General features: G+C 73.7%; 21 protein-coding genes and 2 tRNA genes. 18 read left to right on the top strand and 5 right to left on the bottom strand.

What is annotated here, in order from left to right; all coding sequences use genetic code 11:
- Window positions 1-43: 43 nt before the first annotated feature.
- Window positions 44-1,468: an LCP family protein gene (locus PSED_RS25275; protein WP_233899152.1), complete on the bottom strand. Its 1,425-nt coding sequence runs from the start codon at window positions 1,466-1,468 to the stop codon at window positions 44-46.
- 404 nt (window positions 1,469-1,872) lie between these two features.
- Between PSED_RS25275 and PSED_RS25280 the strand changes: the two genes are divergently transcribed.
- From PSED_RS25280 to PSED_RS25290, 3 genes are all read left to right on the top strand, one after another.
- On the top strand, window positions 1,873-2,832 hold the full coding sequence (locus PSED_RS25280) for a cytochrome c oxidase assembly protein (protein ID WP_013677076.1): 960 nt from the start codon (window positions 1,873-1,875) through the stop codon (window positions 2,830-2,832).
- 174 nt (window positions 2,833-3,006) lie between these two features.
- Window positions 3,007-4,269, top strand: coding sequence for a bifunctional glycosyltransferase family 2/GtrA family protein (locus PSED_RS25285; RefSeq protein ID WP_013677077.1), 1,263 nt, complete (start codon window positions 3,007-3,009; stop codon window positions 4,267-4,269).
- Window positions 4,266-6,389 (top strand): ArnT family glycosyltransferase, encoded by a 2,124-nt coding sequence (locus tag PSED_RS25290; RefSeq protein WP_013677078.1) that lies wholly within the window; start codon window positions 4,266-4,268, stop codon window positions 6,387-6,389. The genes PSED_RS25285 and PSED_RS25290 overlap by 4 nt, the downstream gene beginning before the upstream one ends.
- A 57-nt stretch (window positions 6,390-6,446) precedes the next feature.
- On the opposite strand, the gene PSED_RS25295 is transcribed toward PSED_RS25290, so the two are convergent.
- The gene (locus PSED_RS25295; protein ID WP_013677079.1) at window positions 6,447-7,025 is read right to left on the bottom strand and encodes a TetR/AcrR family transcriptional regulator; all 579 of its coding nucleotides are present in this window, start codon (window positions 7,023-7,025) and stop codon (window positions 6,447-6,449) included.
- A 39-nt stretch (window positions 7,026-7,064) separates the two neighbouring features.
- On the opposite strand from PSED_RS25295, the gene PSED_RS25300 reads away from it, so the two are divergent.
- The 5 genes from PSED_RS25300 (at window position 7,065) to PSED_RS25320 (ending at window position 12,818) form a co-directional block, all read left to right on the top strand.
- Window positions 7,065-7,511: an SRPBCC family protein gene (locus tag PSED_RS25300; RefSeq protein ID WP_013677080.1), complete on the top strand. Its 447-nt coding sequence runs from the start codon at window positions 7,065-7,067 to the stop codon at window positions 7,509-7,511.
- A gap of 73 nt (window positions 7,512-7,584) precedes the next feature.
- Window positions 7,585-9,204, top strand: coding sequence for an AMP-binding protein (locus tag PSED_RS25305; protein ID WP_143770618.1), 1,620 nt, complete (start codon window positions 7,585-7,587; stop codon window positions 9,202-9,204).
- Between the two features lie 220 nt (window positions 9,205-9,424).
- The gene (locus PSED_RS25310; protein WP_013677082.1) at window positions 9,425-10,588 is read left to right on the top strand and encodes an acyl-CoA dehydrogenase family protein; all 1,164 of its coding nucleotides are present in this window, start codon (window positions 9,425-9,427) and stop codon (window positions 10,586-10,588) included.
- Window positions 10,589-10,656: 68 nt separating this feature from the next.
- Complete coding sequence (locus tag PSED_RS25315) at window positions 10,657-11,166, top strand: PH domain-containing protein (protein ID WP_013677083.1); 510 nt, start codon at window positions 10,657-10,659, stop codon at window positions 11,164-11,166.
- The gene (locus tag PSED_RS25320; protein ID WP_013677084.1) at window positions 11,163-12,818 is read left to right on the top strand and encodes a PH domain-containing protein; all 1,656 of its coding nucleotides are present in this window, start codon (window positions 11,163-11,165) and stop codon (window positions 12,816-12,818) included. Before PSED_RS25315 ends, PSED_RS25320 begins: the two co-directional genes overlap by 4 nt.
- On the opposite strand, the gene PSED_RS25325 is transcribed toward PSED_RS25320, so the two are convergent.
- Window positions 12,729-14,291 (bottom strand): helicase HerA-like domain-containing protein, encoded by a 1,563-nt coding sequence (locus PSED_RS25325; protein ID WP_013677085.1) that lies wholly within the window; start codon window positions 14,289-14,291, stop codon window positions 12,729-12,731. The two genes, PSED_RS25320 and PSED_RS25325, sit on opposite strands and share 90 nt — an antisense overlap.
- Before the next feature lie 31 nt (window positions 14,292-14,322).
- Between PSED_RS25325 and orn the strand changes: the two genes are divergently transcribed.
- The 3 genes from orn (at window position 14,323) to PSED_RS25340 (ending at window position 15,242) form a co-directional block, all read left to right on the top strand.
- Window positions 14,323-14,937, top strand: coding sequence for an oligoribonuclease (gene orn, locus PSED_RS25330; protein WP_013677086.1), 615 nt, complete (start codon window positions 14,323-14,325; stop codon window positions 14,935-14,937).
- Window positions 14,938-14,985: 48 nt separating this feature from the next.
- A tRNA-His gene (locus PSED_RS25335) sits at window positions 14,986-15,058 on the top strand.
- 108 nt (window positions 15,059-15,166) lie between these two features.
- A tRNA-Lys gene (locus PSED_RS25340) sits at window positions 15,167-15,242 on the top strand.
- 212 nt (window positions 15,243-15,454) lie between these two features.
- Here PSED_RS25340 and PSED_RS25345 read toward each other — a convergent pair.
- On the bottom strand, window positions 15,455-16,024 hold the full coding sequence (locus PSED_RS25345; RefSeq protein ID WP_013677087.1) for a UbiX family flavin prenyltransferase: 570 nt from the start codon (window positions 16,022-16,024) through the stop codon (window positions 15,455-15,457).
- Window positions 16,021-16,722 (bottom strand): isochorismatase family protein, encoded by a 702-nt coding sequence (locus PSED_RS25350; RefSeq protein ID WP_013677088.1) that lies wholly within the window; start codon window positions 16,720-16,722, stop codon window positions 16,021-16,023. The genes PSED_RS25345 and PSED_RS25350 overlap by 4 nt, the downstream gene beginning before the upstream one ends.
- Window positions 16,723-16,992: 270 nt before the next feature.
- Between PSED_RS25350 and PSED_RS25355 the strand changes: the two genes are divergently transcribed.
- From PSED_RS25355 to PSED_RS25385, 7 genes are read left to right on the top strand one after another with little or no spacing between them, the layout of a single operon-like run.
- Entirely contained in the window at window positions 16,993-17,850 is an 858-nt protein-coding gene (locus PSED_RS25355) for an ABC transporter ATP-binding protein (protein WP_013677089.1), read from the top strand.
- Window positions 17,822-18,652 carry an ABC transporter permease gene (locus PSED_RS25360; protein WP_013677090.1) on the top strand — a complete coding sequence of 277 codons (831 nt, stop codon included), beginning with the start codon at window positions 17,822-17,824 and terminating at the stop codon, window positions 18,650-18,652. The genes PSED_RS25355 and PSED_RS25360 overlap by 29 nt, the downstream gene beginning before the upstream one ends.
- A 48-nt stretch (window positions 18,653-18,700) precedes the next feature.
- The gene (locus PSED_RS25365) at window positions 18,701-19,723 is read left to right on the top strand and encodes an ABC transporter substrate-binding protein (protein ID WP_013677091.1); all 1,023 of its coding nucleotides are present in this window, start codon (window positions 18,701-18,703) and stop codon (window positions 19,721-19,723) included.
- 13 nt (window positions 19,724-19,736) lie between these two features.
- Window positions 19,737-21,185 (top strand): UbiD family decarboxylase, encoded by a 1,449-nt coding sequence (locus PSED_RS25370; RefSeq protein WP_013677092.1) that lies wholly within the window; start codon window positions 19,737-19,739, stop codon window positions 21,183-21,185.
- Between the two features lie 25 nt (window positions 21,186-21,210).
- Window positions 21,211-21,942, top strand: a complete 732-nt coding sequence (locus tag PSED_RS25375) for a GntR family transcriptional regulator (protein WP_013677093.1) — start codon at window positions 21,211-21,213, stop codon at window positions 21,940-21,942.
- Between the two features lie 7 nt (window positions 21,943-21,949).
- On the top strand, window positions 21,950-23,101 hold the full coding sequence (locus PSED_RS25380) for an MFS transporter (protein WP_013677094.1): 1,152 nt from the start codon (window positions 21,950-21,952) through the stop codon (window positions 23,099-23,101).
- A 16-nt stretch (window positions 23,102-23,117) separates the two neighbouring features.
- Window positions 23,118-24,020, top strand: coding sequence for a LysR family transcriptional regulator (locus tag PSED_RS25385; RefSeq protein WP_013677095.1), 903 nt, complete (start codon window positions 23,118-23,120; stop codon window positions 24,018-24,020).
- The last annotated feature ends 49 nt before the right edge of the window (window positions 24,021-24,069 follow it).

Raw genomic sequence — 24,069 nt, forward strand, 5'->3', positions numbered from 1 at the left:
CTCCTCCTGCTGTCGGTGGCGGCTCTCTCACGGCGTCACGCCGTCAGTTCACGCAGGGCACCCCGTCGGCGGTCAGCGGCGGAGCGGGGGGCGCACCGGGCGCCGCGGACGCGGACGCGCCGGCAGCGGCCTGCGCGGCGGCCGCCGCGGTCGGTCCGCGGTAGTCCTGCCCGACGACGACCTCCACGTGCCCGGTGGGCAGCGCGTCGTCGGTGACGTCCGGAACGCCGCCGAGCAGCGTCGCCACCTGGGCGGCCGCGGCGGTGGCTCCCGGGCCGGCCCGCACGACCGTGTGCGTCGTCGCCGCGCTGTTGCCGACCGTTCCCGTCGGCAGGCCCGACGACGCGACCTCACGGGCGACCGAGGCGCCCAGGCCGCTGCGGGAGGTGCCGTTCTCGACGTCGACGGTGGCACCGGCGTCGGCGAGCGCGTTCCCCGTCGACGCCGAGGAGGCGGGCGGGGGCGGCGCGCCCACCCCGGCGACGAATGCCCGCACCGCCGACGGGTCCACCTGCACGGCGTCCCCGTCCGAGGGCGTCCGCAGGTCGACGCTGCCCGTCGGGATCGTGCGGAACTGGATGTCGCCGCCGGTGCGCCCCTGCAGACCGGAGGCGAAGGTCAGCAGGTCCCAGCCGGGGTCGAGCACGATGTACCGGTCGACGGCGTCGATGAGCGACGTCAGCCGGGCCGGGTCGGCGAGCGTGCCGGCCGAGAGCACCTGGTGGGTGAGCGAGGCGAGGAACGCCTGCTGGCGGACGATGCGGTCGAGGTCGCCACGCGGCAGCCCGTGGCGCTGTCGGACGAACGCGAGCGCCTGCGGGCCCGCGATCGTCTGGGGTCCCGCGGGCAGGTCGATGCCGGAGTAGCTGTCGCGCGCGGGTGCGTCGAGACACACCTGCACACCCCCGACGGCCTGCGTCATGTCGGCGAACCCGACGAGGTTGAGCTCCGCGTAGTGGTCGATCGACGCGCCGGTCAGCTGCTCGACGGTCCGGACCAGCTCCTTGCGGCCCGCGTCGGCCTCCTGGACGGCGAGCGCGGCGCCGGTGACCCCCTGGGCCGACAGCCGGCTCTGTGCGCTCGCCATCGCGCGCGCGTAGGCCGAGTTGATCTTGTGGGTGCCGTAGCCCGGGATCTCCACATAGGAGTCGCGCGGGATCGAGATCGCCGTGACCGGCGCGGACGTGCTCGCAGGGATGCGCACCAGGATGAGCGTGTCGGTGTCGTTCGTACCCGTGTCGGGTCCCGCGGTGAGCGCGTTCAGCTCCGCCTGCGGCAGCGGGTTCCCATGGCTGTCGGTGCGGCTGTCGATACCCACCAACAGGATGTCGGTCGCGCCGTCGGCCGTACGGTTGCCGCTGAGCACGTCGCTGGTGGCGATGCCGCCGTCGAGCCTGCTGTAGGCCGACCACGCGTAGCCCGTGAGGGTCAGCGTGATCGCCGACACGAGTGCGACGACCACCCGCACCGTCACACCTGCCCGCGACCCTCCGCGCCGAAATCCGGCGCGAGCCCCTCCCGGGAGCCCCATCGACACCTCACCCGATCACCCGGGGTCGGACCCGGGAATCGCGATTCTGACACGCGCTCGGGACGTACCCGCAGCACCCGCCGACCGAATACCGTCGCTTTACCTGGAAATTGCCCCGAGCTGGGCACAATTCGTACCGCCGCGACATCCGGACGTCCGGCCGCAAGCCCGCCTTCCAGCAGATTCCCGTCAGACGAGGACGACGGGAAGAGCGGTCGGGGCGCAGATACCATCGGCAACCGGGCGACGTAAAAGGGAGGGCCGATGTACGCCACGGCCGCGCCGAAATCGTGGCGGAATTCACGTCGGCGCATCGCGGGAATAGCTGCGCGAGGTGTTTCGTGAACGCCCTCGCCGCGGCGCTGCCGCCGCTCACCCTCGGCCGCACGCTGACGTCGTGGCGGGCCGACCCCGGGACGCTGCTCGCCGCGGTGCTGCTGCTCGGCGGCTACCTCACCGCTCGGGCCCGGCATGCCGGGCCGGCATGGCCGCGGTCGCGGACCGTCTGCTTCGTGCTCGGCGCGGCGAGCATCGCGTTCGTCGGCTGCAGCTTCCTCGGCGTGTACGCCGACACCCTGTTCTGGCCACGCGCCGCGCAGAACGTCGTGCTGCTGATGGTCACGCCGCTGCTGCTGGCGATGGGGTCGCCGGTGCGGCTCGTCGCCGACCTCCTGCCTCCCGGCAGCCGCGCACGCTGGTCGCGCGTGCTGCACTCGGCCCCCGCCCGCGCGCTGACGTTCCCGCTGGTCGTGACGGTCGTGCTCGTCGTGCCGATGCTGGTCCTGTACCTCAGCCCGCTCTACCCGCTGACGCTGCGCAGCACCGTCGCGAGCGGGCTGTCCGGCACGATGCTCGTCGTCGCGGGCTGGCTCTACTTCTGGACCCGGCTGCGCGTCGACCCCACCCCGCGCGCCGACCCCTACCTGGTGACGTTGTGGATCACCGTGGTCGAGGTCGTCGGCGACGCGGTGCTCGGCCTGGTGCTGTGGCTCGGGCCGCTCGTCGGGGCCGACCACTACCTGGCGCTGCACCGCGACTGGGGTCCCGACCTGCGACTGGACCAGGTCCTCGGCGCCGGCGTGCTGTGGGTGGGCGGTGACGTCGTCGGGCTGCCGTTCATCGGGATCGTCGTCGCCCGGATGACGCGCGAGGACGAGCAGCGCGCCGTCGAGATCGACGCGGAGCTCGACGCCCGGGAGGCCGCCGCCGCGGCGCAGCAGGACGACCCCGAGGACACCGCCCCGAGTCGCCTCTGGTGGGAGGACGACCCGCAGCTCGCGGAACGCTTCCGCCGCCGCTGAGGGGCCCGCCGGTCCCCGGCCTCCACGCGCGACCTCACCGTCGTCCACTCGCGCCGCGGGAGCGCTCGGGTTGCGGCCGGCGTCTCGCGCGGAACCGTGGCGTCGTCTCCGCTCACAGCTCGCGCACAGGACGACCACAAGGCGAGGACAGGGAACGTCGACATCGTCGTGCCCATGAGCCTCGACACCGCCGATCCGGCTGTGTTCCCCGCGCCCGTGCCGGGTCCGGGCGGGCACGTCGTGCTCGACGTCGTCGTCCCCGTGTACAACGAGGAACGCGATCTCGAGCCGTCGGTCCGCCGGCTGCACGCACACCTGCGCGGGTCGTTCCCCTACCCGTTCCGCATCACGATCGCCGACAACGCGAGCGTCGACGCCACCCCGCGCATCGCGGCGGCGCTCGCCGAGGAGATCCCCGAGGTCGCAGCCGTCCGGCTGGAGCTCAAGGGCCGCGGCCGGGCCCTGCGCAGCGTCTGGGGTGCGTCCGACGCACAGGTGCTGGCCTACTGCGACGTCGACCTCTCGACGGACCTCGCCGCGCTGCTCCCGCTCGTCGCGCCGCTGCTGTCCGGACACTCCGACCTCGCGATCGGCACCCGGCTGGGCCGGGGCTCGCGCGTCGTGCGCGGCGCGAGGCGCGAGTTCATCTCCCGCTGCTACAACCTGCTCCTGCGCGGCACGCTGGCCGCCGGGTTCTCCGACGCGCAGTGCGGGTTCAAGGCGATCCGGCGCGACGTCGCGGCCCGGCTGCTGCCGTTGGTCGAGGACACCGGGTGGTTCTTCGACACCGAGCTGCTCGTGCTCGCCGAGCGGGCCGGGCTGCGCATCCACGAGGTGCCCGTCGACTGGGTCGACGACCCCGACTCCCGCGTCGACATCGTCGCGACGGCCAAGGCCGACCTGCGCGGGATCGTCCGCGTCGGGCGCGCGCTGGCGTCGGGGCGCCTGCCGGTGAGCGAGCTGCGGGCGAGCCTGGGCCGCGCCCCGCTCGAGGTGCCCGGGGTCCCCCTGGGGATGACGGGCCAGCTGGCCCGGTTCGCCGCGATCGGCGTCGCCAGCACGCTGGCGAACCTGCTGCTCTACGTGCTGCTGCGCGGGATGATGGGCGCGATCGCGGCCAATATCCTCGCGCTGCTGCTGACGACGTTCGCCAACACCGCGGCCAACCGTCGGCTGACGTTCGGCGTCCGCGGCCGCGCCGGCGCGGGGCGCCACCAGTTCCAGGGACTCGTGGTGTTCGGTCTCGGCCTCGGCCTGACGACGGGCGCGCTCGCCCTCCTCGGTTCCCTCGCGCCGGGGGCGGGCCGCTCCACCGAGCTCGCCGTCATCGTGCTGGCCAACGCCGTGGCCACCGTGCTGCGGTTCGTCCTGTTCCGCTCCTGGATATTCCGCGCCCGCCGCCCGGCGGCCGACCCCGTACCGGAGACCTCCGCATGACCACCACGCTCGACACCGGGGTCGGGGCCCAGGCCGATCCCGGGCCCGCCCCCGCGGCCCGCCGCCGTCCCCGCTGGGAGCTCCCCGCGCTCGCGGCCGTGCTCGTCGCGACAGCAGTGCTCTACCTCTGGGACATCACGGCGTCCGGCTACGCGAACTCGTTCTACGCCGCGGCCGTGCAGGCCGGCACGCAGAGCTGGAAGGCGTTCTTCTTCGGCTCGCTCGACGCCGGCAACGCGATCACCGTGGACAAGCCGCCCGCGTCGCTGTGGGTGATGGCCCTGTCGGGCCGGATCTTCGGCTTCTCGTCGGCGAGCCTGCTGGTCCCGCAGGCCCTGATGGCCGTCGGGGTCGTCGCGTTGCTGTGGGCGACGGTCCGGCGGATCGCGGGTCCCACCGCGGGCCTGGTCGCGGGTGTGCTGTTCGCGCTCACCCCTGTCGCCGTGCTGATGTTCAGGTTCGACAACCCCGACGCCCTGCTCGTCCTGCTGATGGTCGCGGCGGCCTACGCGACGACCCGGGCGATCGAGAGGGCGGGCCTGCGCTGGCTGGTGCTGGCCGGCGTGCTGATCGGCTTCGCGTTCCTGACGAAGATGCTGCAGGGCTTCCTGGTCGTGCCGGGGATGGCGCTGGCGTACCTGTGGGCGGCGCCGACGACCGTCGGCAAGCGGGTCCTGCACCTGCTCGCCGCGGGACTGGCGATCGTCGTGTCCGCAGGGTGGTGGCTGCTCGCCGTCGCGCTGTGGCCGGCGGCCGACCGGCCCTACATCGGCGGTTCGACGAACAACAGTCCGCTGGAGCTGGCCTTCGGCTACAACGGCCTCGGCCGCATCTTCGGGGGCGAGGGCAACGGCGGCGGGTTCGCGGGCCGCGCCCTGCCCGGTGGGGCCGAGGCGTTCCGCGGTGGTGGGGGCGGTCCCGGCGGCCTGTTCGGCGGTCAGACGGGCCTCGGGCGGCTGTTCGGCACCGAGATCGGCGGGCAGATCAGCTGGCTGCTGCCGGCGGCGCTGGTCCTGCTCGTCACCGGGCTGTGGCTGACCCGCGGTGCCGCGCGGACCGACCGCACCCGGGCGGCACTGCTGCTGTGGGGCGGCTGGACCGTCGTGACGATCCTGGTGTTCTCCTTCATGGAGGGCACGTTCCACCCCTACTACACGGTCGCGCTGGCGCCCGCGATCGCGGCGCTCGTCGCGCTCGGCGGCCGGGAGGCGTGGCGGGCACGCGGCACCTGGACCGGCCGCGCCGTGCTCGCCGCGACGGCGGCCCTCACCGCGGCGTGGGCGTTCGTGCTGCTGGGCCGGTCGCCGGAGTTCGTGCCGTGGCTGCGCTGGGTCGTGCTCGTCGGCGGGATCGGCGCCGCGGTGGTGCTGCTCGTCCCGGCCGGCGGGCGGCGCCGGCTCGCCGTCGTGGCGGGGGCCGCGGTCCTGCTGGGCGTCGCGGGGCCGGGGGCCTACGCCGTCGAGACCGCGGGGACACCGCACACCGGCTCCGTCCCGTCGGCCGGTCCGGCCACCGCAGGCGACCGCGGCGGGTTCGGCAGGTTCGGTTCGGACGTCGGCGACTCCGGCCGCGTCGGGCGGGACGGTCGGGAGGGCGCCGGCGCCGCCCTGGGGAGCGGCGGCGCCGGCGCCGGGGAGGCCGCGCCGGGAGGCCTCCCCGGTGGCTCCGTCGGCTTCGGTGGCTTCCCCGGGTTCGGTGGCTTCGGCGGCGGTCCCGGCGCGGAGACCTCGGATCCCGCGCTCACCGACCTGATCGGGGGCGCCTCGGGATACCGGTGGGCGGCGGCGACGCTCGGCGCGCAGGGTGCGGCGTCGCTGGAGCTCGCGACGGGCCTGTCCGTCATGGCGATCGGCGGCTTCACCGGCTCGGACCCGTCGCCGACGCCGGAGCAGTTCCAGGCGTGGGTGTCGGCGGGCCAGGTGCACTACTTCGTCGCGGGCGGGGCGGGTGACCACGCGGCCCGCGGCGGCGACACCGCGGGCGTGCCGGCGGGTGGCCCGGGTGGCCCGGGTGAGGGCCGCGGCACGGGCGCACAGATTCAGGAATGGGTCGAGCAGCACTTCACCGCGACGACGGTGGGCGGACGGACGGTCTACGACCTGACCAGGCCCACCGCCTGAGGCGGGTGCCCAGCGGCGCGACGGGGTCCGGTGCCCGCCGCGTCGCTGACCCGCCCGTCAGCGGGTCCCGTCCTCCCACAGCCGCACGAACCGCTCGAAGGCCCGGTCGACGGCGTCCCGCTCGCCGGTGGCGAGCAGGTCGAGCAGCAGTCCCCGCACGACGGCCACACCCAGCCGGACGTCGGTGCGGGCCTCGTCGAGCGTGGCCCCGAGACGCTCGTGCGCCGCCCGGGCCGACGGCTCGACCCACCGCGCGATGTCGCCGTCGAGCAGTCGCGCGGCCGGCTCCTCCCCGGCGAGCCCGCGGGCGTAGAGGGCGAAGAAGAGGCGGACGTTGGGCGCGAGCGCGGGGTGGGAGACCTGCGCCCACAGCGCCCGCATCTGGTCGGCCGGCGACATCCCGGTGTCGGCGGCGAGCAGCGCGGCGGTCTGCTGCTGCGCGGCCTCGACCGCCTGCACGACGGCCAGCACCAGCCCGTCGCGCGACCCGAAGTGGTAGCTGAGCATCCGGTGGCTGGTCCCGACGGCCTCGGCCACCGCCCGCAGGGACAGGTCGCCCGCGCCGGTCGTCGCGAGATGGTCGAGGACCGCGGCGAGCAGCTCGTCACGACGGGACAGCGGCGGCGCATCGGTCACCCCTGGACCGTACCAAGTGGTACATGTACCATCTGGTACATGCGTACCGGGAGGATCGACGTCCAGGTGACCAGCGACGCTCCGCCGTCGGAGGTGTTCGCCCTGCTGCACGACGTCACGACGTGGCCGGAGTGGGCCGACTTCGCGACCGCCCGGCTGGAACGCCCGGGCGCCCCCGACCCCAACGGCGTCGGCGCGATCCGCGCGTTCACCGGGCACGCGAACACGCGCGAGGAGGTCGTCGCCGTCGAGCAGGACCGGCACCTCGGCTACGTCCTGCTCTCGGGCATCCCGATCCGCGACTACCGCGCCGATGTCCGGCTCACCCCGACCTCCTCCGGAGGCACCGAGATCTCCTGGCGGTCGTCGTTCCGGGCCAAGGTCCCCGGGACGACGGGGCTGATCGAGAAGCGGCTCGGCGCCTTCATCGCCGACACGGCCGCACGCCTGGCCGCCGCCGCGGCCTCCCACCGCACCAGCGCGTGACCCATGCGTGACCCGGCCCCGGGGGCCGCGGGTGGGGTGTGCGGGCCCGGCGGCGGTCGGTGACACTGGCGGGGTGATCGACACTCTGCGGGCCGGGATCGGGGCCGCGGGCGGGACCGCGCGGGCGCTCGCGGCACTGACGCGGTCCGGTGTCGTGCGGCCCGTGCGACCCGACCGGTTGGCGGGCATGGCCTGCGGCCTGCTGCGCTACGGGATCGGGCTGGCCGCGGGCTACACCGCCGGCGCAGCGCGGCACCCGCGCCGGGCCGCGATCGTCGACGACGCGGGCGCCGTGTCCTACGCCGAGCTGCACTGGCGCACCGACCGGCTCGCGCGTGCGCTCGCAGCCCGCGGCACCGGGCCGGACGAGCCCGTCGCGCTGCTGTGCCGCAACTCCCGGCATCCCGTCGAGGTGGCCGTCGCGGCGGAGAAGATCGGCGCCGACGTCGTCCTGCTCAACAACGGGATGGCCCCGGCACAGCTCGCCGACGTGCTCGCCGACCTCGGCGTGCACACGGTCGTCGCGGACGCCGACCTGCACGACCGGCTCGCCGCCCTGCCCGAGGACGTCGGCGTCGTCGTCGCGCGGGGACCGGGCGACGGACACCCGACCTGCGAAGACCTGATCGCCGCCGACGTCGCCGGCACGCTGCCGCTGCGACCCGGCCGGAGCCGGACGGTCGTCCTCACCTCCGGCACGAGCGGCCCGCCGAAGGGCGCCCGCCGCCCGCACCCGTCGACGCTCGCGCCGGCCGCGGCGATCCTCTCGGAGATCCCGCTACGCGCGGGCGTCGGCGTGCACATCGCCGCGCCGCTGTTCCACACCTGGGGCAACGCGGCGCTGCTGCTGGCCGTCCTGCACGGCTCGACCGTGGTGCTGCGGGCCCGGTTCGACCCGGCGGACCTCCTCGACACCGTCGCGGCGCACCGGTGCGACGCCGTGTTCGCGGTGCCGGTGATGGCCCAGCGGGTGCTCGAGGCCGGTGCGCCGGGCTGGCGGGCCGGGCACGCGCCACGGATCGTCGCCGTCAGCGGTTCGGCGCTGCCCGCCGGGCTCGCCACCGCCTTCATGGACCGCTTCGGCGAGGTCCTCTACAACCTCTACGGCTCGACCGAGGTGTCGTGGGTGTCGATCGCCGGGCCGGCCGACCTGCGCGCCGCACCCGGCACCGCGGGCCGCGCGCCCGTCGGCACCACGCTGCGCATCCTCGACGACGACGGCCGTCCCGTCCCGCCGGGGGTCGAGGGCCGGGTGTTCGTCGGCAACGACCTGCCGTTCGAGGGTTACACGGGCGGCGCGTCCGACGTCGAGCGACGGGAGGGCCTGCTCGGCACGGGCGACGTCGGGAAGCTCGACGAGCACGGCCTGCTGCACCTCACGGGACGTGCCGACGACATGATCGTCTCCGGCGGGGAGAACGTGCACCCCGGGCCGGTGGAGGACGTCATCGCCGCGCGTGAGGAGGTGCGCGAGGTGGCGGTCGTCGGCGTTCCGGACGATGAGTACGGGCAGCGGCTCGCGGCCTACGTCGTCGCGGAGCCGGGGGCGGACGTCGACGCCGACGCGCTGCGCGAGGCGGTCCGGTCCCGGCTGTCGCGGTTCGCGGTCCCGCGCGACGTCGTCGTGGTCGACGCGCTGCCGCGCAGCCAGACCGGCAAGATCGTCCGGCGCGACCTCCCGCCGCCGCGCTGACCCTCGACCCGTGCACGTCCCGCCGCGCTGACCACGACCCCGCGCACCTCCCCGCCGCCGCGCCCCCGACCCGTGCGCAACGTCACCGTCGTCCCGCGCGATCGACCGGACCATGAGGTTGCGCCCCCTACGCCGAGCGCAACCCCACCGTCGTCCCGCACGGCCGGCCGGACCGTGAGGTTGCGCCCGGAGGTCGCCGGGGGTGACGTAGCGTCGCTGCGTGCCGACCGTCGAGGAGTTGTTCGCGCCGCCGCCCGAGGTCGCCGCCCACCCGGCCGTCACGGCGATGACCCGGCTGTGCGACGACGTGATCGGCCCGCACGCCCCGGCCGCCGACGATCCCGCCCGCGGTGTCGACCCCGCTCACCTGCGGGCGCTCGCCGCGGCGGGCCTGCTGTCGGTGCGGGTGCCCGTCGCCGAGGGCGGGTTCGGCGCGACGCAGCGCGTCGACATCGAGACCGTCGAGCTGCTCGCCGGGGCGTGCGGGGCGACGTGGTTCGTCGTGACCCAGCACCGCAACCCGCAGGGCGACTCCGCCGGCCCCATCAAGGGCGTCCCGGAGCACGCCTACCGCCGCGGACCCGCCGCGGCCCGGCACCGTCCCGGCCTCGCGGCGGGCACGACGGCGGCCGGCATCGCGATCGCGCACATCCGGCGCCCCGGCACCCCCGCGGTACGCGCCGATCCCGCACCCGGCGGCGGCTGGCGCCTCACCGGCACGGCCGACTGGTGCACCGGCTGGGGCCTCACCGACGTGACGATGGTCGCGGCCCATACGTCGGCGGGCACGACGGCGTCCGGCCGGTTCGTGTTCGCCCTGGTCCCGACGGCACAGCGGCCGGGACTGCGGGCCGGCCCGCCGCAGCCGCTGGCGGTCATGGGTGGCACCCGGACCGTTGCGCTCCAGCTCGACGACATGGCCGTCGCGCCCGACGAGGTGCTGCTCGACGTCGACGCCCAGGCCTGGCTCGCGGCCGACGCGGTCCGCACCGCCGACACCCGTCCCGCGACGCTCGGCCTGCTGCGCCGGGTGCTCGTGGAGCTGGAACGCCTCGGCGTGCAGCGCGACCGGCCGGAGGCGGTCGACGCGGCCCTGCAGCTCGGTGAACGCGGCGCGGCGCTGCGCGCCGAGGCCCACGCGCTGCTGGTCGACGTCCCGGCCGGCGAACGGCTGCGCGAGCGGGCACAGCTGCGCGGGGAGATCGCCGAGCTGACGGTCCGGTCGGCCAACGCGCTGGTCGCCGCCCGCGCGGGCAGCGCGATGCTGCTGTCCTCGCCGGAGCAGCGGTGGGCCCGGGAGGCATCGTTCCACCTGGTCCAGGGCCAGACGGAGCTCCTGCGCCGCACGCAGCTCGCGGCGTTCGCCCACCCGGGTCAGCACTGACGTCCGTCACCCCGGCCGCGCGACGGATCGACCACCCGTCGCGACGCGGGTTTGGGCACAGTGGAGGCATGCAGCCGACGGCCGCCCTCGCGCTCCCCCTGCGCCCGCCCGCGCACCGGGTCGATCCCCGTGCCGTCCAGTGGTGGCGCCTGCAGGGGCTGGTGGCTCTCGTCGTCCTGGCCGGGCCGCAGCTCGTCGTCTGGCTCGCGCTCGGTGCGTCGGCCCCGTTCTGGCTGCTGCTGACGACGATCCTCACCGCGCTGGCCGCCGCCGTGTACACGCTGGTCGTGCCGCCGATCCGGTACCGCATCCACCGCTGGGAGATCACCGACGAGGCGGTCTACACGCGGTCGGGGCTGGTCGTGCGCGAATGGCGGATCGCGCCGATCTCGCGCGTGCAGACCGTCGACACCGAGCACGGGCCCCTGCAGCAGTGGCTCACGCTCGCGAGCGTCACGGTGACGACGGCGTCGGCCCGCGGCCCGGTCACCATCCACGGCCTCGCCGCCGACGACGCCGCCGAGCTCGCCCGGGTGCTCACCGAGACCACGCAGGCCACGCCGGGGGACGCGACGTGACCGACGTCGGCGCGGAGGTCCCGTGGCGGCGCCTGGACGGGAGGATGCTGGTCGTCGCGCCGATGCAGCACGTCGTGCGGCTGCTCCCGCTGCTGGTGATCCTGCTGTTCACCGGCCGCGGCGACCCCGTGCGGCTGTGGATCACCCTGGGCATCACGGTGGCGCTCGTCGTGCTCGGCCTCGTCCGTTGGAAGACGACGCGGTACCGGATCACGCCCGACCGCGTCGAGCTGCACAGCGGCTGGGTCCGGCGGCAGCGCCGCTCGGTGCCGCGCGACCGGCTGCGCACCGTCGACGTCACCTCGACGCTGCTGCACCGCGTCTTCGGGCTCGGCGTCCTGCACGTGCGCGGCGCCTCGCACGCCTCGGCCGACCACCACGGCCTCAAGCTCGACGCGGTCAGCGTCGCGGAGGCGGGCCGGCTGCGCCGCGAGCTGCTGCAGTCGTCCCCGGCACCGGGAGGCGTCGGCGGCAGGACGCCGGGCCCGGACCAGGCGGCCGACGCCCCGGACGCTCCCGGCGCTCCCGGCGAGGTCCTGAGCGGCGATGGTCGCCGTGGCGACCATCGCCACTCCCGGGTGCTGTCGGTGCTGCGCTGGCCCTGGATCCGGTTCGCGCCGCTCACCACGTCCGCGCTGGCCGGGACGGGCGTGCTGATCGCGGCGGTGTGGAACGTCGTGAGCGAGCTGGGCGTACGGCCACGCGACCTGCCGTTCGCCGCGGACTTCGAGCAGCGCGTCCTCGGCGCGGCGATCTGGCTGACGGTCGGGTTCCTCGCGCTCGCGCTGCTCGTCGTCGCCGTGCTGGGCGCGCTGCTGATGTTCACCGAGCGCTGGTGGGGCTACCGGCTCACCCGTGACGACGAGGGCACCCTGCGCGTCCACCGCGGACTGCTGACCCGGCGCTCGCTGTCGGTGGCCGGCAACCGGCTGCGCGGCGTTCTCGTCAGCGAGCCGCTGCTGCTGCGCGCCGGACGCGGCGCCCAGACCCGGGTCCTCGCGACCGGGCTGGGCCGCGGCAGCCAGGGCGGCGCACTACAGCCCCCGGCGTCCAGGTCCGAGACACACGCACTGGCGGCCCTCGTCGCGGGCGAGCCCGTCGAACGGTCGACGCTGGCGCCGCTGCGCCGCCACCCGCGCCGGGCGTTGTGGCGCAGGCTCACCCGCGCGGTCGGTCCGGCGCTCGTGGTGTGCGCAGCGGGCTGGACGGTCGCGTCGACCGTCGCGGGCTGGAGCTGGCTCGGCCCGCTCACGACGGCACTCGCCGCCCTCGCCGTCCCGCTGGCGCTCGACCGCTACCGCAACCTCGGACACCTGCTCACCGACCGCCATCTCGTCACCCGCTGGGGCGGGCTGCACCGGCACACCGTCGTGCTGGAACGCAGCGGCGTCATCGGCTGGCGGCTGCGGCAGAGCGTCTTCCAGCGCCGCGTCGGGCTCGTCACGGTCGAGGCGGTCACCGCCGCGGGCGACGGCGGCTACCGCGTGACGGACGTGACCGCCGCCGACGGCGTCGCCCTCGCCGCGGCGGTCACCCCGTCGGTGCTCGCCGACCTCCGCCGGTCAGCGCCGCCGGGTGCCGAAGAGGCCCCGGGTGATCTCGCGGCCCAGTGCGCTGGCCGCGGACCGCAGGAACGACTTGACCACCGGTGAGCCCAGCACCTCGGCGACCATCCCCGGCTCCTCCTTCTCCCGGCGCCGCGGGGCCTGCGGGGGCGGCGGCGGGGCGTCGACGGGCACGGCCTCCGGGGGCGGCGGCGTGGCGATCTTCGCGGTGAGCTTCTCGTAGGCCGACTCACGGTCGACGGTCTCGCCGTACCTGCCGTACAACGGGGACGCCTTGGCGGCCTCGGTGACGGCCGGCTCGCCGATCGCCGCCATGAGCGAGCGCGGGGCCCGCATCCGGGCCCAGGCGACGGGCGTCGGCGCCCCGCGCTCCGACAGCACGGTCACGATCGCCTCGCCGGTGCCCAGCGAGGTGAGCGCCTCCTCGAGGTCGTAGACCTTCGACGTCGGGTAGGTCTTGACGGTGCGCGCCAGCGCCTTCTGGTCCTCCGGGGTGAAGGCGCGCAGGGCGTGCTGGATCCGGGCACCGAGCTGCGAGAGCACCGCGTTGGGGACGTCGGTGGGCAGCTGGGTGCAGAAGAACACCCCGACGCCCTTGGACCGGATGAGCTTCACGGTCTGCTCGATGCGCTCCAGGAACGCCTTCGACGCGTCGGTGAACAGCAGGTGCGCCTCGTCGAAGAAGAACACGAGCTTGGGCTTGTCGAGGTCGCCCGCCTCGGGGAGCTCCTCGTAGAGCTCGGCGAGCAGCCACATCAGGAACGTCGAGAAGAGCTTGGGGTTGGCGGCCTGGTCGGCGAGCTCGAGCAGCGAGACGACGCCCTTGCCGTCGACCTGACGGATGAGGTCGGCGGGGTCGAACTCGGGCTCGCCGAAGAAGTGGTCCCCGCCCTGCGCCTCGAGGTTGACCAGGGCGCGCAGGATGACCCCGGCCGTCGCGGGCGAGACGCCGCCGATGCCCTTGAGGTCGGCCTTGCCCTCGTCGGAGGTGAGGTGCTGGATGACCGCGCGGAGGTCCTTGGTGTCGAGCAACGGCAGCTGCTGCTGGTCGGCCCAGTGGAAGATCAGGCCGAGCGTCGACTCCTGGGTGTCGTTGAGGTCGAGCACCTTCGACAGCAGGATCGGGCCGAACTGGGTCAGGGTCGCGCGGATCGGCACGGCGGCCGACGGCGCCCCGAGCGAGAGGAACTCGACGGGGTAGGCGGTGGGCGTCCAGTCGTCGCCGGTGTCCTCGGCGCGCGACCGGATCTTCGGCCCGTCCTCGCCGGGCCTCGCCATGCCGGACAGGTCGCCCTTGACGTCGGCGAGCAGCACCGGGACACCCGCGTCGGACAGCTGGCCGGCCAGGCACTGCAACGTCTTCGTCTTGCCGGTGCCGGTGGCGCCCGCGACCAGACCGTGCCGGTTCAGCGTCGCGAACGGGATGCGCACCTTGGCCGACGGGTCGACCGCCCCGTCGACGAGCACCGTGCCGAGCTCGAGCGCGAGCCCCTCGGTGGCGTAGCCGGACGCGATCTGCTGGGCCGCGGTCACCGGATCGGCGTTCGTGTTCTCCCCCACGTCGGCGGACTCTAGCGCCTAGGGTGGCGGGATGAACGACCGTCTGGTGTGGATCGACTGCGAGATGACGGGTCTCGACCTGCAGCGCGACGCACTGATCGAGATCGCCGTGCTCGTGACCGACGGGGACCTCAACGTCCTCGGCGAAGGTGTCGACGTCGTCATCCACGCCGACGAGTCCGCCCTCGCCGCGATGCCCGACGTCGTGCGCGACATGCACGCCCGCTCCGGCCTCACCGAGGAGGTGCGGCGCTCGACGGTGACGCTCCAGGAGGCCGAGCAGGCCGTGCTGGCCTACGTGCGCGAGCACGTCCCCGACCCGGTGTCGGCGCCACTGGCGGGCAACTCGATCGCCACCGACCGCGGCTTCCTCGCCCGCGACATGCCGGAGCTCGACGCGCACCTGCACTACCGGATGGTCGACGTCAGCTCGATCAAGGAGCTGTGCCGGCGCTGGTTCCCGCGGGTGTTCTACGCCAAGCCCGAGAAGGGCCTGGCGCACCGCGCGCTCGCCGACATCCGCGAGTCGATCCGGGAGCTCGCGTACTACCGCGCGACGCTGTTCGTCGCACCCCCCGGACCGACGTCCGAGCAGGCCCAGGCGGCGGCCGCGGCGGTGTCGGGGTCCGGTGTCGAAGCCCGCTGAGGGGGGCGCTACGATCGTTCACGTCACGGGCTGACGCCCGTGCCGATGGTGGGTGTAGCTCAGCTGGTAGAGCACCTGGTTGTGGTCCAGGAAGTCGCGGGTTCAAGTCCCGTCACTCACCCGGAGCGCGGTGCCCCACCGCGCAGGGGCCGGAAAGCGCTGTGATAGCGTTCCGAAGGCGCCGGGCGGTGGGGCGCAGCAGTTCCGGGAAGCGACAATTCAATACTCTGCGCCGCTAGCTCAATTGGCAGAGCAGCTGGCTCTTAACCAGCGGGTTCGGGGTTCGAGTCCCTGGCGGCGCACCATCTCTGACCTGGAAGGATTCATATCCTTCCAGGTCATTTTTCTGTCTCGCTCGGGCCGATCGGTCACCACTGTTCTTCGGGTGCCTATACGGCGAGAACGGTCGGCCGCATCCCGTCCGATGCCTTCCAACAGGTGCGGACGGGGGTCTGCGGTATTCGGCACGAAACCGTGCCCCGGGCGCGTGACGACCAGGGCCGGGCCAAGGGCGCGCTCACGGATCGATCCTGCCGTCCCACTCCGGCGGGGCCACGTCGGGGACTCCGACGCGGGCCAGCGCCCGGCGGACGGTGTGGTCGACGACGTCGTCGAGGGTCTGCGGCCGTGCGTAGAAGGCGGGCACCGGTGGCATGACGATCGCCCCGGCCTCGGCGGCGGCGGTCATGGTGCGTAGGTGCCCGAGGTGGAGAGGCGTCTCGCGGACCATGAGCAGCAGCGGTCTGCCCTCCTTGAGGCAGACGTCGGCGGAGCGGGCGATCAGGTCGTCGGCGTGACAGTGGGCCACGGCCGAGAGTGTCTTGATCGAGCACGGCACGACGAGCATGGCGTGCACGCCGAACGAGCCGGACGCGATGGGCGCCCCGATCGCCGACGGCCGGTGCACGACGTCGGCGAGCTTCTCCAGGCCACGGACGTCGAGGTCGCACTCGTGGCGCAGCGTGAGCGCGGCGGCGTGGGAGACGACGAGGTGGGTCTCGACGCCGCCGGTGTCGTGCAGCAGCTGCAGGGTGCGGACGCCGTAGACGGCGCCGCTCGCGCCGGTCATGGCGACGACCACCCTCACGACGCGGTCCCCTTCCGGCCGGTCCCCTCCAGGTAGGTGATCGCGGCGTCGCGGTCGATGACGTCGGCGTACTTCTGGTCGAGGTCGAACAGGCTCATCCAGTGGCTGGCCTCGATGCGGTCGAAGCAGCAGTCCTCGACGACACCGACACGGTGTCCGATCACGCAGGCGTCGACGGCGGTGGCACGCACACAGCCCGACGTCGCCTCGCCGCACACGAGGACGGTGTCGACACCCGCCGCGGTCAGCAGCGGGGCGAGCGCGCTGGAGGTGAATCCGCTGGGCGTGACCTTCTCCAGGACGGTGTCGCCGGGCTGCGGGGCGAGCTCGTCGACGATCCTCAGGAAGTTCGGATCACGCCGACGAGAACTCCGTCGCGCCTTGCGGTTCCACGGGTTCGGGTTCGCCGCCAGACCGGTGAGGTAGAAGACCGGCGCCCCGGCGGCGCGGGCGGCGTCGAGGAGCCCGACGGTGCGGTCGACGGCGTCCCAGCCGGCGGGCCCGCAGGCCGAGGGCCAGGCCTCGAGGATCTCCTCCAGCGGGCGGCGTTCACCGAGGGCACCGTAGTAGGCGTCGACGACGACCACCGCGGGCCGCTCGCCGAGCCCGAACGGCTCGCGCTTGGCCCACGACGTGCGGTCGAGCAGGGCGGTGTCCTGCTCGGTCAGGAACCGCGTCCAGCCCTTCGCGTCGGTCATCCGTTTCCTCCGCACAGCGTGTGTCGACACAAGAAGTTCTTCCCGGAGGCCGACGAGGCCTTCCGCGCGGCCGACCATACATCGCCCCAGACCACGTCTCACGTGCGATTTCCGTCGATAAGGAGAACTGATGCGAGGGTTCTCATATTCTGGCGGCCGGGCTCTGGACAGTGCCCTGCGCCGCTGATCTACTCCAAGTGTCGACACTTCGCCGACCGTTTCGGGGCGGATGTCGGTATCCGGTCCGGCTCGATCAAGGAGGACGAGCACATGGCGCCACCACGCCCGAAGCTGCGGGTGCGCGACGTCGAGATCGGCCACAGGTCCGGACGCAAGGGCACCTACGCCCTCGCCGTCGACGGCCTGTCCTTCGACGTCGCACCGAACGAGTTCATCGCCGTCGTCGGCCCCAGCGGCTGCGGCAAGACCACCTTCCTCACGGCCGTCGCCGGCCTGATCCCCATCTCCGGCGGCACCCTCGAGCTCGATGACCACCGCATCGACGGCCCCGGCCGCGACCGGTCGCTGGTGTTCCAGCAGGCGTCGCTGTTCCCGTGGCGCAACGTCGTGCAGAACATCGAGTTCGGACTCAAGGCCCACGGCCGCCTCGACGCGGCCGGCCGCGCCCGCGTCGCCGAGCTGGTCGAGCTCGTCGGGCTGGGCGGCAAGGGCGACAAGTACCCGCGCGAGCTGTCGGGCGGCATGAGCCAGCGCGTCAACCTCGCACGGGCGCTCGCCACCGACCCCGAGCTGATCCTGCTCGACGAGCCCTTCGCCGCGCTCGACGCGCAGACCCGCGAGGTCATGCAGGAGGAGCTCACCCGGATCTGGCAGGCCGACGGCGTCAAGGCCGGCAAGACCGCCATGTTCATCACCCACGACGTGCCCGAGGCGGTGTTCCTCGCCGACCGGGTCCTCGTGCTCTCCCGCGGCCCGGCGCACCTGGTCGCCGACATCCACGTGGACCTGCCGCGGCCGCGAACCCCGGCGATGAAGCGCACGCCGGAGTTCCTCGCGATGTCCGACCGGATCGTCGACCTCGTGATGGCGCAGTCCCAGATCGGCAAGCAGGCCCAGCCCGGAAGGAGGGTGACCTCGGATGACCACGCAGGTGTCGCAGCCGGCTAGTCCGATCGCCGGTCCGATCGAACGGGCGATCAACGCGCGCAAGGACAAGAAGCTCACGACGGGGACGCTCGGCCTGATCGGGCTCGTCGTCGTGCTGGGCGCGTGGCAGATCGCCGCCTCCGCGGGCTGGGTCGACGCGTCCTTCGCCAGCTCCCCCGTCGGCGCGGTCAGGGCCCTGGTCCACATGATCGGGACCGGCGAGCTGTGGCCGCCGCTGCTGTCGACGCTCGAGTCCGTCGCCTGCGGCATGATCATCACGGTCGTCGTCGGCATCCCGCTCGGTCTGCTGATCGGTCGCTCCAACACCCTCTACGGGTTGACCGAACCGCTGGTCAGCATCATGTACTCGGTGCCCTTCGTGGTGTTCCTGCCGATCATCATCTTCTGGTTCGGCATCGGCGCCGAGGCCCGGCTCGTCATCGTCGTGTGGAGCGCGATCTTCCCGCTGCTGATCAACGTGATCGCGGGCGCCCGCAACGTCGACCGGCACTACCTGCAGGTCGCAACGGTCTTCTGCGCGCCCCGCCTGCTCACGCTGCGCTCGGTCACGTTCCCGGCGACGCTGCCGTTCGTGCTCGCGGGCGTCCGGCAGGCCGTCGGCCGCGCCCTGGTCGGCGCGATCGTCGCCGAGCTGTTCATGGGCAACGCGGGCCTGGGCTACGTCGTCCAGACCGAGACGTCCGGTTTCAAGATGGACGACGCCATGGCTGCGATCGTCGTGATCGCCGTGCTCGCCATCGTGCTCACCCGCAGCGTCGCGTGGATCGAGCGCCGTTTCACCTTCTGGTCCAGCTCGGTCTGACCCACCCCGGCGCCGCTCCCCCGGCGCCGTCCCACGAAAGGCTCTCCGATGCGACTCCGCAAGGTCCTGCCCGCCGCAGTGCTGGCCCTGGCGTGCGCCGCCGCCGTCGCCTGCGGCAAGCCCGCGGCCGCCGGTGGTGGCGGCGACGCCCCCGCGGCCGGCAGCATGTCCCTCACCGTCGGCTACACCGCGATCGGTGCCGCATACTCCGACCTGTACGTGTGCGAGGACCAGGGCGTCTTCAAGAAGAACGGGCTGGACGTCAAGCTGACGCTGCTCAACAGCAGCTCCCAGCTGCTCGCCGCGCTCGCGTCGAACAGCGTGCAGATCGGCGCCGGCGTCGCGGCCACCACCGCGGCCGGTGCGCTCGGCGGCGTCGACCTGCGCTACATAGCGCTGCCGATCTCGAGCTTCTACGTCGAGATGTGGGGCAAGAGCGACATCACCTCGCCCGAGCAGGTCAAGGGCAAGAAGATCGGGCTGAGCTCACCCGGGTCGCTGGGCGACACCGCCGTCGACGCGTGGCTCAAGGACCAGGGCTGGACCGACAAGGACGTCCAGAAGACGTACCTGAAGTCCACCCCGGCCGAGGTGACGGCGCTGCAGTCCGGTGCGGTCGACGTGATCGTCACCCAGCCGCCGACGGGCACCACGACCCGCAACTTCGGCGCCCACAAGGTCATGGACTTCACCAAGTACCCCGCCGCCGCCAACGCCTACACGGCGACGGCGTCGTGGACGCAGGCCAACGGCCCGGCCGTCGACGCGTTCGTCAAGTCGGAGGTGGAGTGCCTGTCGATGCTGCACAAGGACAAGGCCACGGCGGTCGACAGCATCCGCAAGCACAGCGGTACCGACGACCCCGCGCTCGCCGACGTCGCCTACACGTTCTTCGAGCCGCTGTGGGCGAAGGACCCGAAGGTCGACCCCACGCTGCTGAAGGCGGCGTTCGCGCAGGCGGCCACGGAGAAGGGGACCGCAGCGCCGGACGACGTCTCGAAGTACATCGACAACGGGGCGCTGCAGTCGTTGCAGGACAACGGCTACATCGACTCGCTCTACAAGTCCTGACGGGGGCGCGGCAATGGGAACGTCGCTGGAGGACGTCGACGACCTGCGCGGCTGGCTCGCGCTCGTCGACGAGCTGGGCGAGCTGACCGTCCTCGAGGGTGCCGACTGGGACCTCGAGATCGGCGCCGCCTCCGAGGTCAACTACCGGCGCAGCCGCCCCGCGGCGCTGCTGTTCGACCGGGTCACCGGCTACCCGGCGGGTGCCCGAGTGCTCTCGGGCAGCATGTCCAACGCCCGGCGCCTCGGCGTCACGCTGCGGCTGGGCACCGACCTCGACGACCGGAAGCTCGTGCAGGCGTTGCGCAGCAAGCCCAACGAGTGGGTCGCCGCGGCCCCGAGGTTCGCGGCGCGGACCGTCGACACCGGGCCGGTGTGCGAGAACATCGAGACCGGCGACGACATCGACCTGCTGAGGTTCCCGGTGCCGCGCTGGCACGAGGGCGACGGCGGCCGCTACATCGGCACGGGCTGCGCCGTCATCACCTGCGACCCGGCGACCGGCGAGATCAACGCCGGCGCCTACCGGATGCAGGTCCAGGACGAGGGCCGGTCCGCGAGCGTCAACATCGAGTCGGGTAAGCACGGCGCGATGCACGTGCGCGACTGGTTCGCGAAGGAGGGCCGTGCGCCCGTCGTCGCCTCGCTCGGCCACGACCCGCTGCTGCTCGTCGTCGCCGGGACCGAGGCGCCGGGCGGGGTGTCCGAGCTCGACTACGCGGGTGCGGTGATCGGGCGGCCCGTCGACGTGGTGCGCGGCGAGGTCACCGGCCTGCCGATCCCGGCGACGGCGGAGATCGTCGTCGAGGGCTGGCTGTACCCGGACCGGACGCGCCCCGAAGGCCCGTTCGGCGAGTGGACCGGCTACTACAGCGGCGGCATCGACCCCGTCCTGACGATGGACATCGAGCGCGTCTACCACCGCGACGACGCGATCCTGCTCGGCGCGCCGCCCGGCAAGCCGCCGCACGACTACTCGTACATGCGCAGCGTCATGAAGTCGGCGATGATCCACGACGCCCTGGTGGCGACGGGTCTGCCCGGCCTGGAGGGCGTCTGGGCGCACGAGGCGGGCGGGGGCAGGCAGCTGCTGGCGGTCTCCATCACGCAGCGCTATGCCGGACACTCGAAGCAGGCCGGAATGCTCACGTCGTCGCTGCCCGCCGCGGCGTACATGAACAAGCTCGTGATCGTCGTCGACGACGACGTCGACCCCCGCAGCCTCGACGAGGTCGTGTGGGCGATGTGCTCGCGCACCGAGCCGGGCCACGACATCGAGGTCGTGCGCCGCACATGGGGCAGCCGGGTCGACCCGCTGCGCGAGCGCGGCGCCCCGGCCTACAACACCCGCGCGGTGATCGACGCGTGTCGACCGTTCGAGCGGCTGGAGGGCTTCCCGGTGGTCGCCGAGGCGAGCCGGGCATTGTGCGACCGCGTGATCGCGAAGTGGCCGGGCCTGGCCTGAGGCTGGTCCGAGGGGGGGAACGGACATGTCGATCGGAGCGGCCGAGCCCACGGGCCCGGTGCACAGCCTGGGCCGCCGCGAGCTGCTGCGGGTCCTGGACCGGGGGCTCGGCAACACGATCGTCGACGAGATCATCGTCCGCGTCGGCACCGACATCATCGAGGGCAGGCTGTTGCCCGGCGACGACCTCAACTCGGTCGAGCTGGCGCGCAACTTCGGCAGCAGCCGCACCCCGGTGCGCGAGGCGCTGCTGACGCTGGAGCGGGAGGGGTTCGTCGAGATCTCCGCGCACCGGCGGCCGCGGGTGGCGCCGCTGCGGATCGAGGAGGTGCGCGAGCTGTACCGAGTGCGCGCCCACCTGTACGCGCTGGTCAGCCGGGAGCTGGTCGAGGTCGCCTCCGACGACGACCTCGACCGGCTGCAGGCGCTGCAGGACGAGCTCGCCCTGGCGGTCGCCCTCGACGACGTCGACCGCTACTTCTGGACCAATGTGGACTTCCGCAACACCGAGGCCCAGATCACCGGCAACCGCACGCTGTGCCGGGTGCTCGACAACCTGGGCCTGCGGATGCTGCAGCTGCGCCACGTCAGCCTGTCGCTGCCCGGGCGGCTGACGGCGTCGCTCGCCGACCACGACCGGCTGCTGCGCGCCTACCGCGACCGGGACCCCGACCTGGCGGCGGCGCTGACGTCGTCGTTGGTGATCCGGGGGCTCTCGGCGATCGAGCGTTCCGGCTGGACGGGCTCGGGGGGCTGACGCGCCGATGAAGGGCCGTGGGGCGCTGCTGCTCACGCACGCCGTCCTGCTGCAGGCGACGATCTTCCTGGTCCGGCCGACGATCTCCTACCGCGCGTTGGACATCGGCGTCTCGGCGCCGTGGCTGGGCGCGCTCGCGGCGTGCTTCACCATCGCGCCGCTGGCGCTGGCGCTGCCCGCCGGACGGCTGGCCGACCGCCGCGGCGAGCGCCCGGTGCTGGTGGCCGGGTCGGTGTTCGCGATCGCGGGCTGCGGACTGATGCTGCTGATCGGGCAGGGCGTCGTCGGGCTGGTCGTGGCGAGCGTGCTGCTCGGCTGCGGGCACCTCTACACGATGCTCGGCGAGCAGAGCCTCGTCGCGGCGCGCGGCGACATGGTGCGCGCCTTCGGCCGGTTCGCGCTGGCCCAGTCGGCGGGGCAGGCGGCGGGACCGCTGGTCGTCGCCGCGCTGGGCGGGTCGGGCACCCACCCCGACACGACGCGGCTGTTCGTCGCCGGGCTCGTGGCCGCCTGCGCGATGGGTGGTGTGACGGTCCTCTTGCGCCCGCCCGCGCGCACCCCGTCCACCGAGGCGGCGAAGGCGGGGCCGGGTGCCCTGCGGACGCTGCTGCGCGTGCCCGACCTGCCGGTCGCCGTGTTGTCGAGCCTGACCGTGATCGCGACGATCGACCTGCTCGTCGTCTACCTGCCGGTACTGGGTGCCGAGCGTGGGCTCGCGGCGTCGACGGTCGGGATGCTGCTGACGATCCGCGCGCTCGCCTCGGTGGTGTCGCGGCTCCTGCTGCCCGGCGGCACCCGCAGGCTCGGCCGTCGCGGGTTGCTGCTCGCGAGCCTCGCCGGCTCGACCGCCGCCGTCGCGCTGCTGCCCGCCGGGCACGCGATCTGGGTGCTCGTCGTCCTCGTGGTGTTCGCCGGGTTCGCGCTCGGCGTCGGCCAGCCGCTGACGATGGCGTGGGTCGCCGAGGTCGCCCCGGCACCGTTGCGCGGCACCGCGTTGTCGCTGCGACTGTCGGGCAACCGGCTCGGACAGACCGTGCTGCCCGCCGTCGCCGGACTGTGCGCCGCCGGGCTCGGCACCGCCGGCGTGTTCTGGACTCTGGCCGCCTCGCTCGGTACGACAGGGGTCCTCGCCGCGGCAGCGCGCGGCGGCAGAGCCTGATCGTCTGGGAGGTTCCGTGCTCGACACGCGCAGGCTGCGCATCTTCTGCACCGTCGCCGAGGAGGGCTCGTTCACCGCGGCGGCCGCACGGCTGCACTTCACGCAGTCCGCGGTGTCGCAGCAGATGGCGATCCTCGAACGCGAGATCGGCACCCCGCTCGTCGACCGCCGCCCGCGCGGTATCCAGCTCACCGCTGCCGGCACGTTGCTCGCCGAACGGGCACGGTCGCTGCTCAACGAGCTCGCCGGCCTCGAACAGGAGGTGTGCCGCATCGGCAGCCGTCCCACGGCCGTGCACCTCGGCGTCTTCACGACGGCCGGTGCGCACCTCGTCCCGCTCGTCGTGCGCGAGTACCGCCGGCGCCACCCCGACACCCAGCTCGTCCTGCATCCCTCACAGCCCGGGGAGCTGCCCGCCCAGCTCGCCGACGGCCTGATCACCGTCGGCCTGAGCTGGGACTACGACTTCGCGCCGCGCCCCGACGAGGGACTGCTGCACCACCACCTGCGCGACGACCCGATGTGTGTGCTGCTCCCGGAGAACCACCCGGTCGCAGGCAGTGCCTCGGTGCGGCTGCGCGACCTGTCCGACGAGCCGTGGATCGCCCGCGACCATCGCGCGCCCTACGCCGACGCGCTCGAGGTGATGTGCCGCATCGCAGGCTTCGAGCCCGATGTCGTGTTCCGCACCGAGGACTACTCCGCGCTGCAGGGGCTCGTCGCCGCCGGGGTGGGGGTGGCGGTCGCGCCGCGGCTGGCGCTCGTCGCGCAGCGGCCCGACATCGTCGCGGTGCCGTTCGAGGACCCGGCGTTCACCCGCCGGATCGACGCCGTGACGCTGCTGGAGTCGGCGCGCGACCCGCTCGTCACCGCGCTCGTCGACCTGTTGCGCGAGGTGGCCCGACCCCAGGTCTCCTAATCCCTGGGGTAAGGCATTCGCGCTGGTCAGGGCTGAATTGCCGACCTAG

The organism is Pseudonocardia benzenivorans CB1190 (genome assembly GCF_000196675.2).
In the GTDB taxonomy this organism is placed as follows: domain Bacteria; phylum Actinomycetota; class Actinomycetes; order Mycobacteriales; family Pseudonocardiaceae; genus Pseudonocardia; species Pseudonocardia benzenivorans.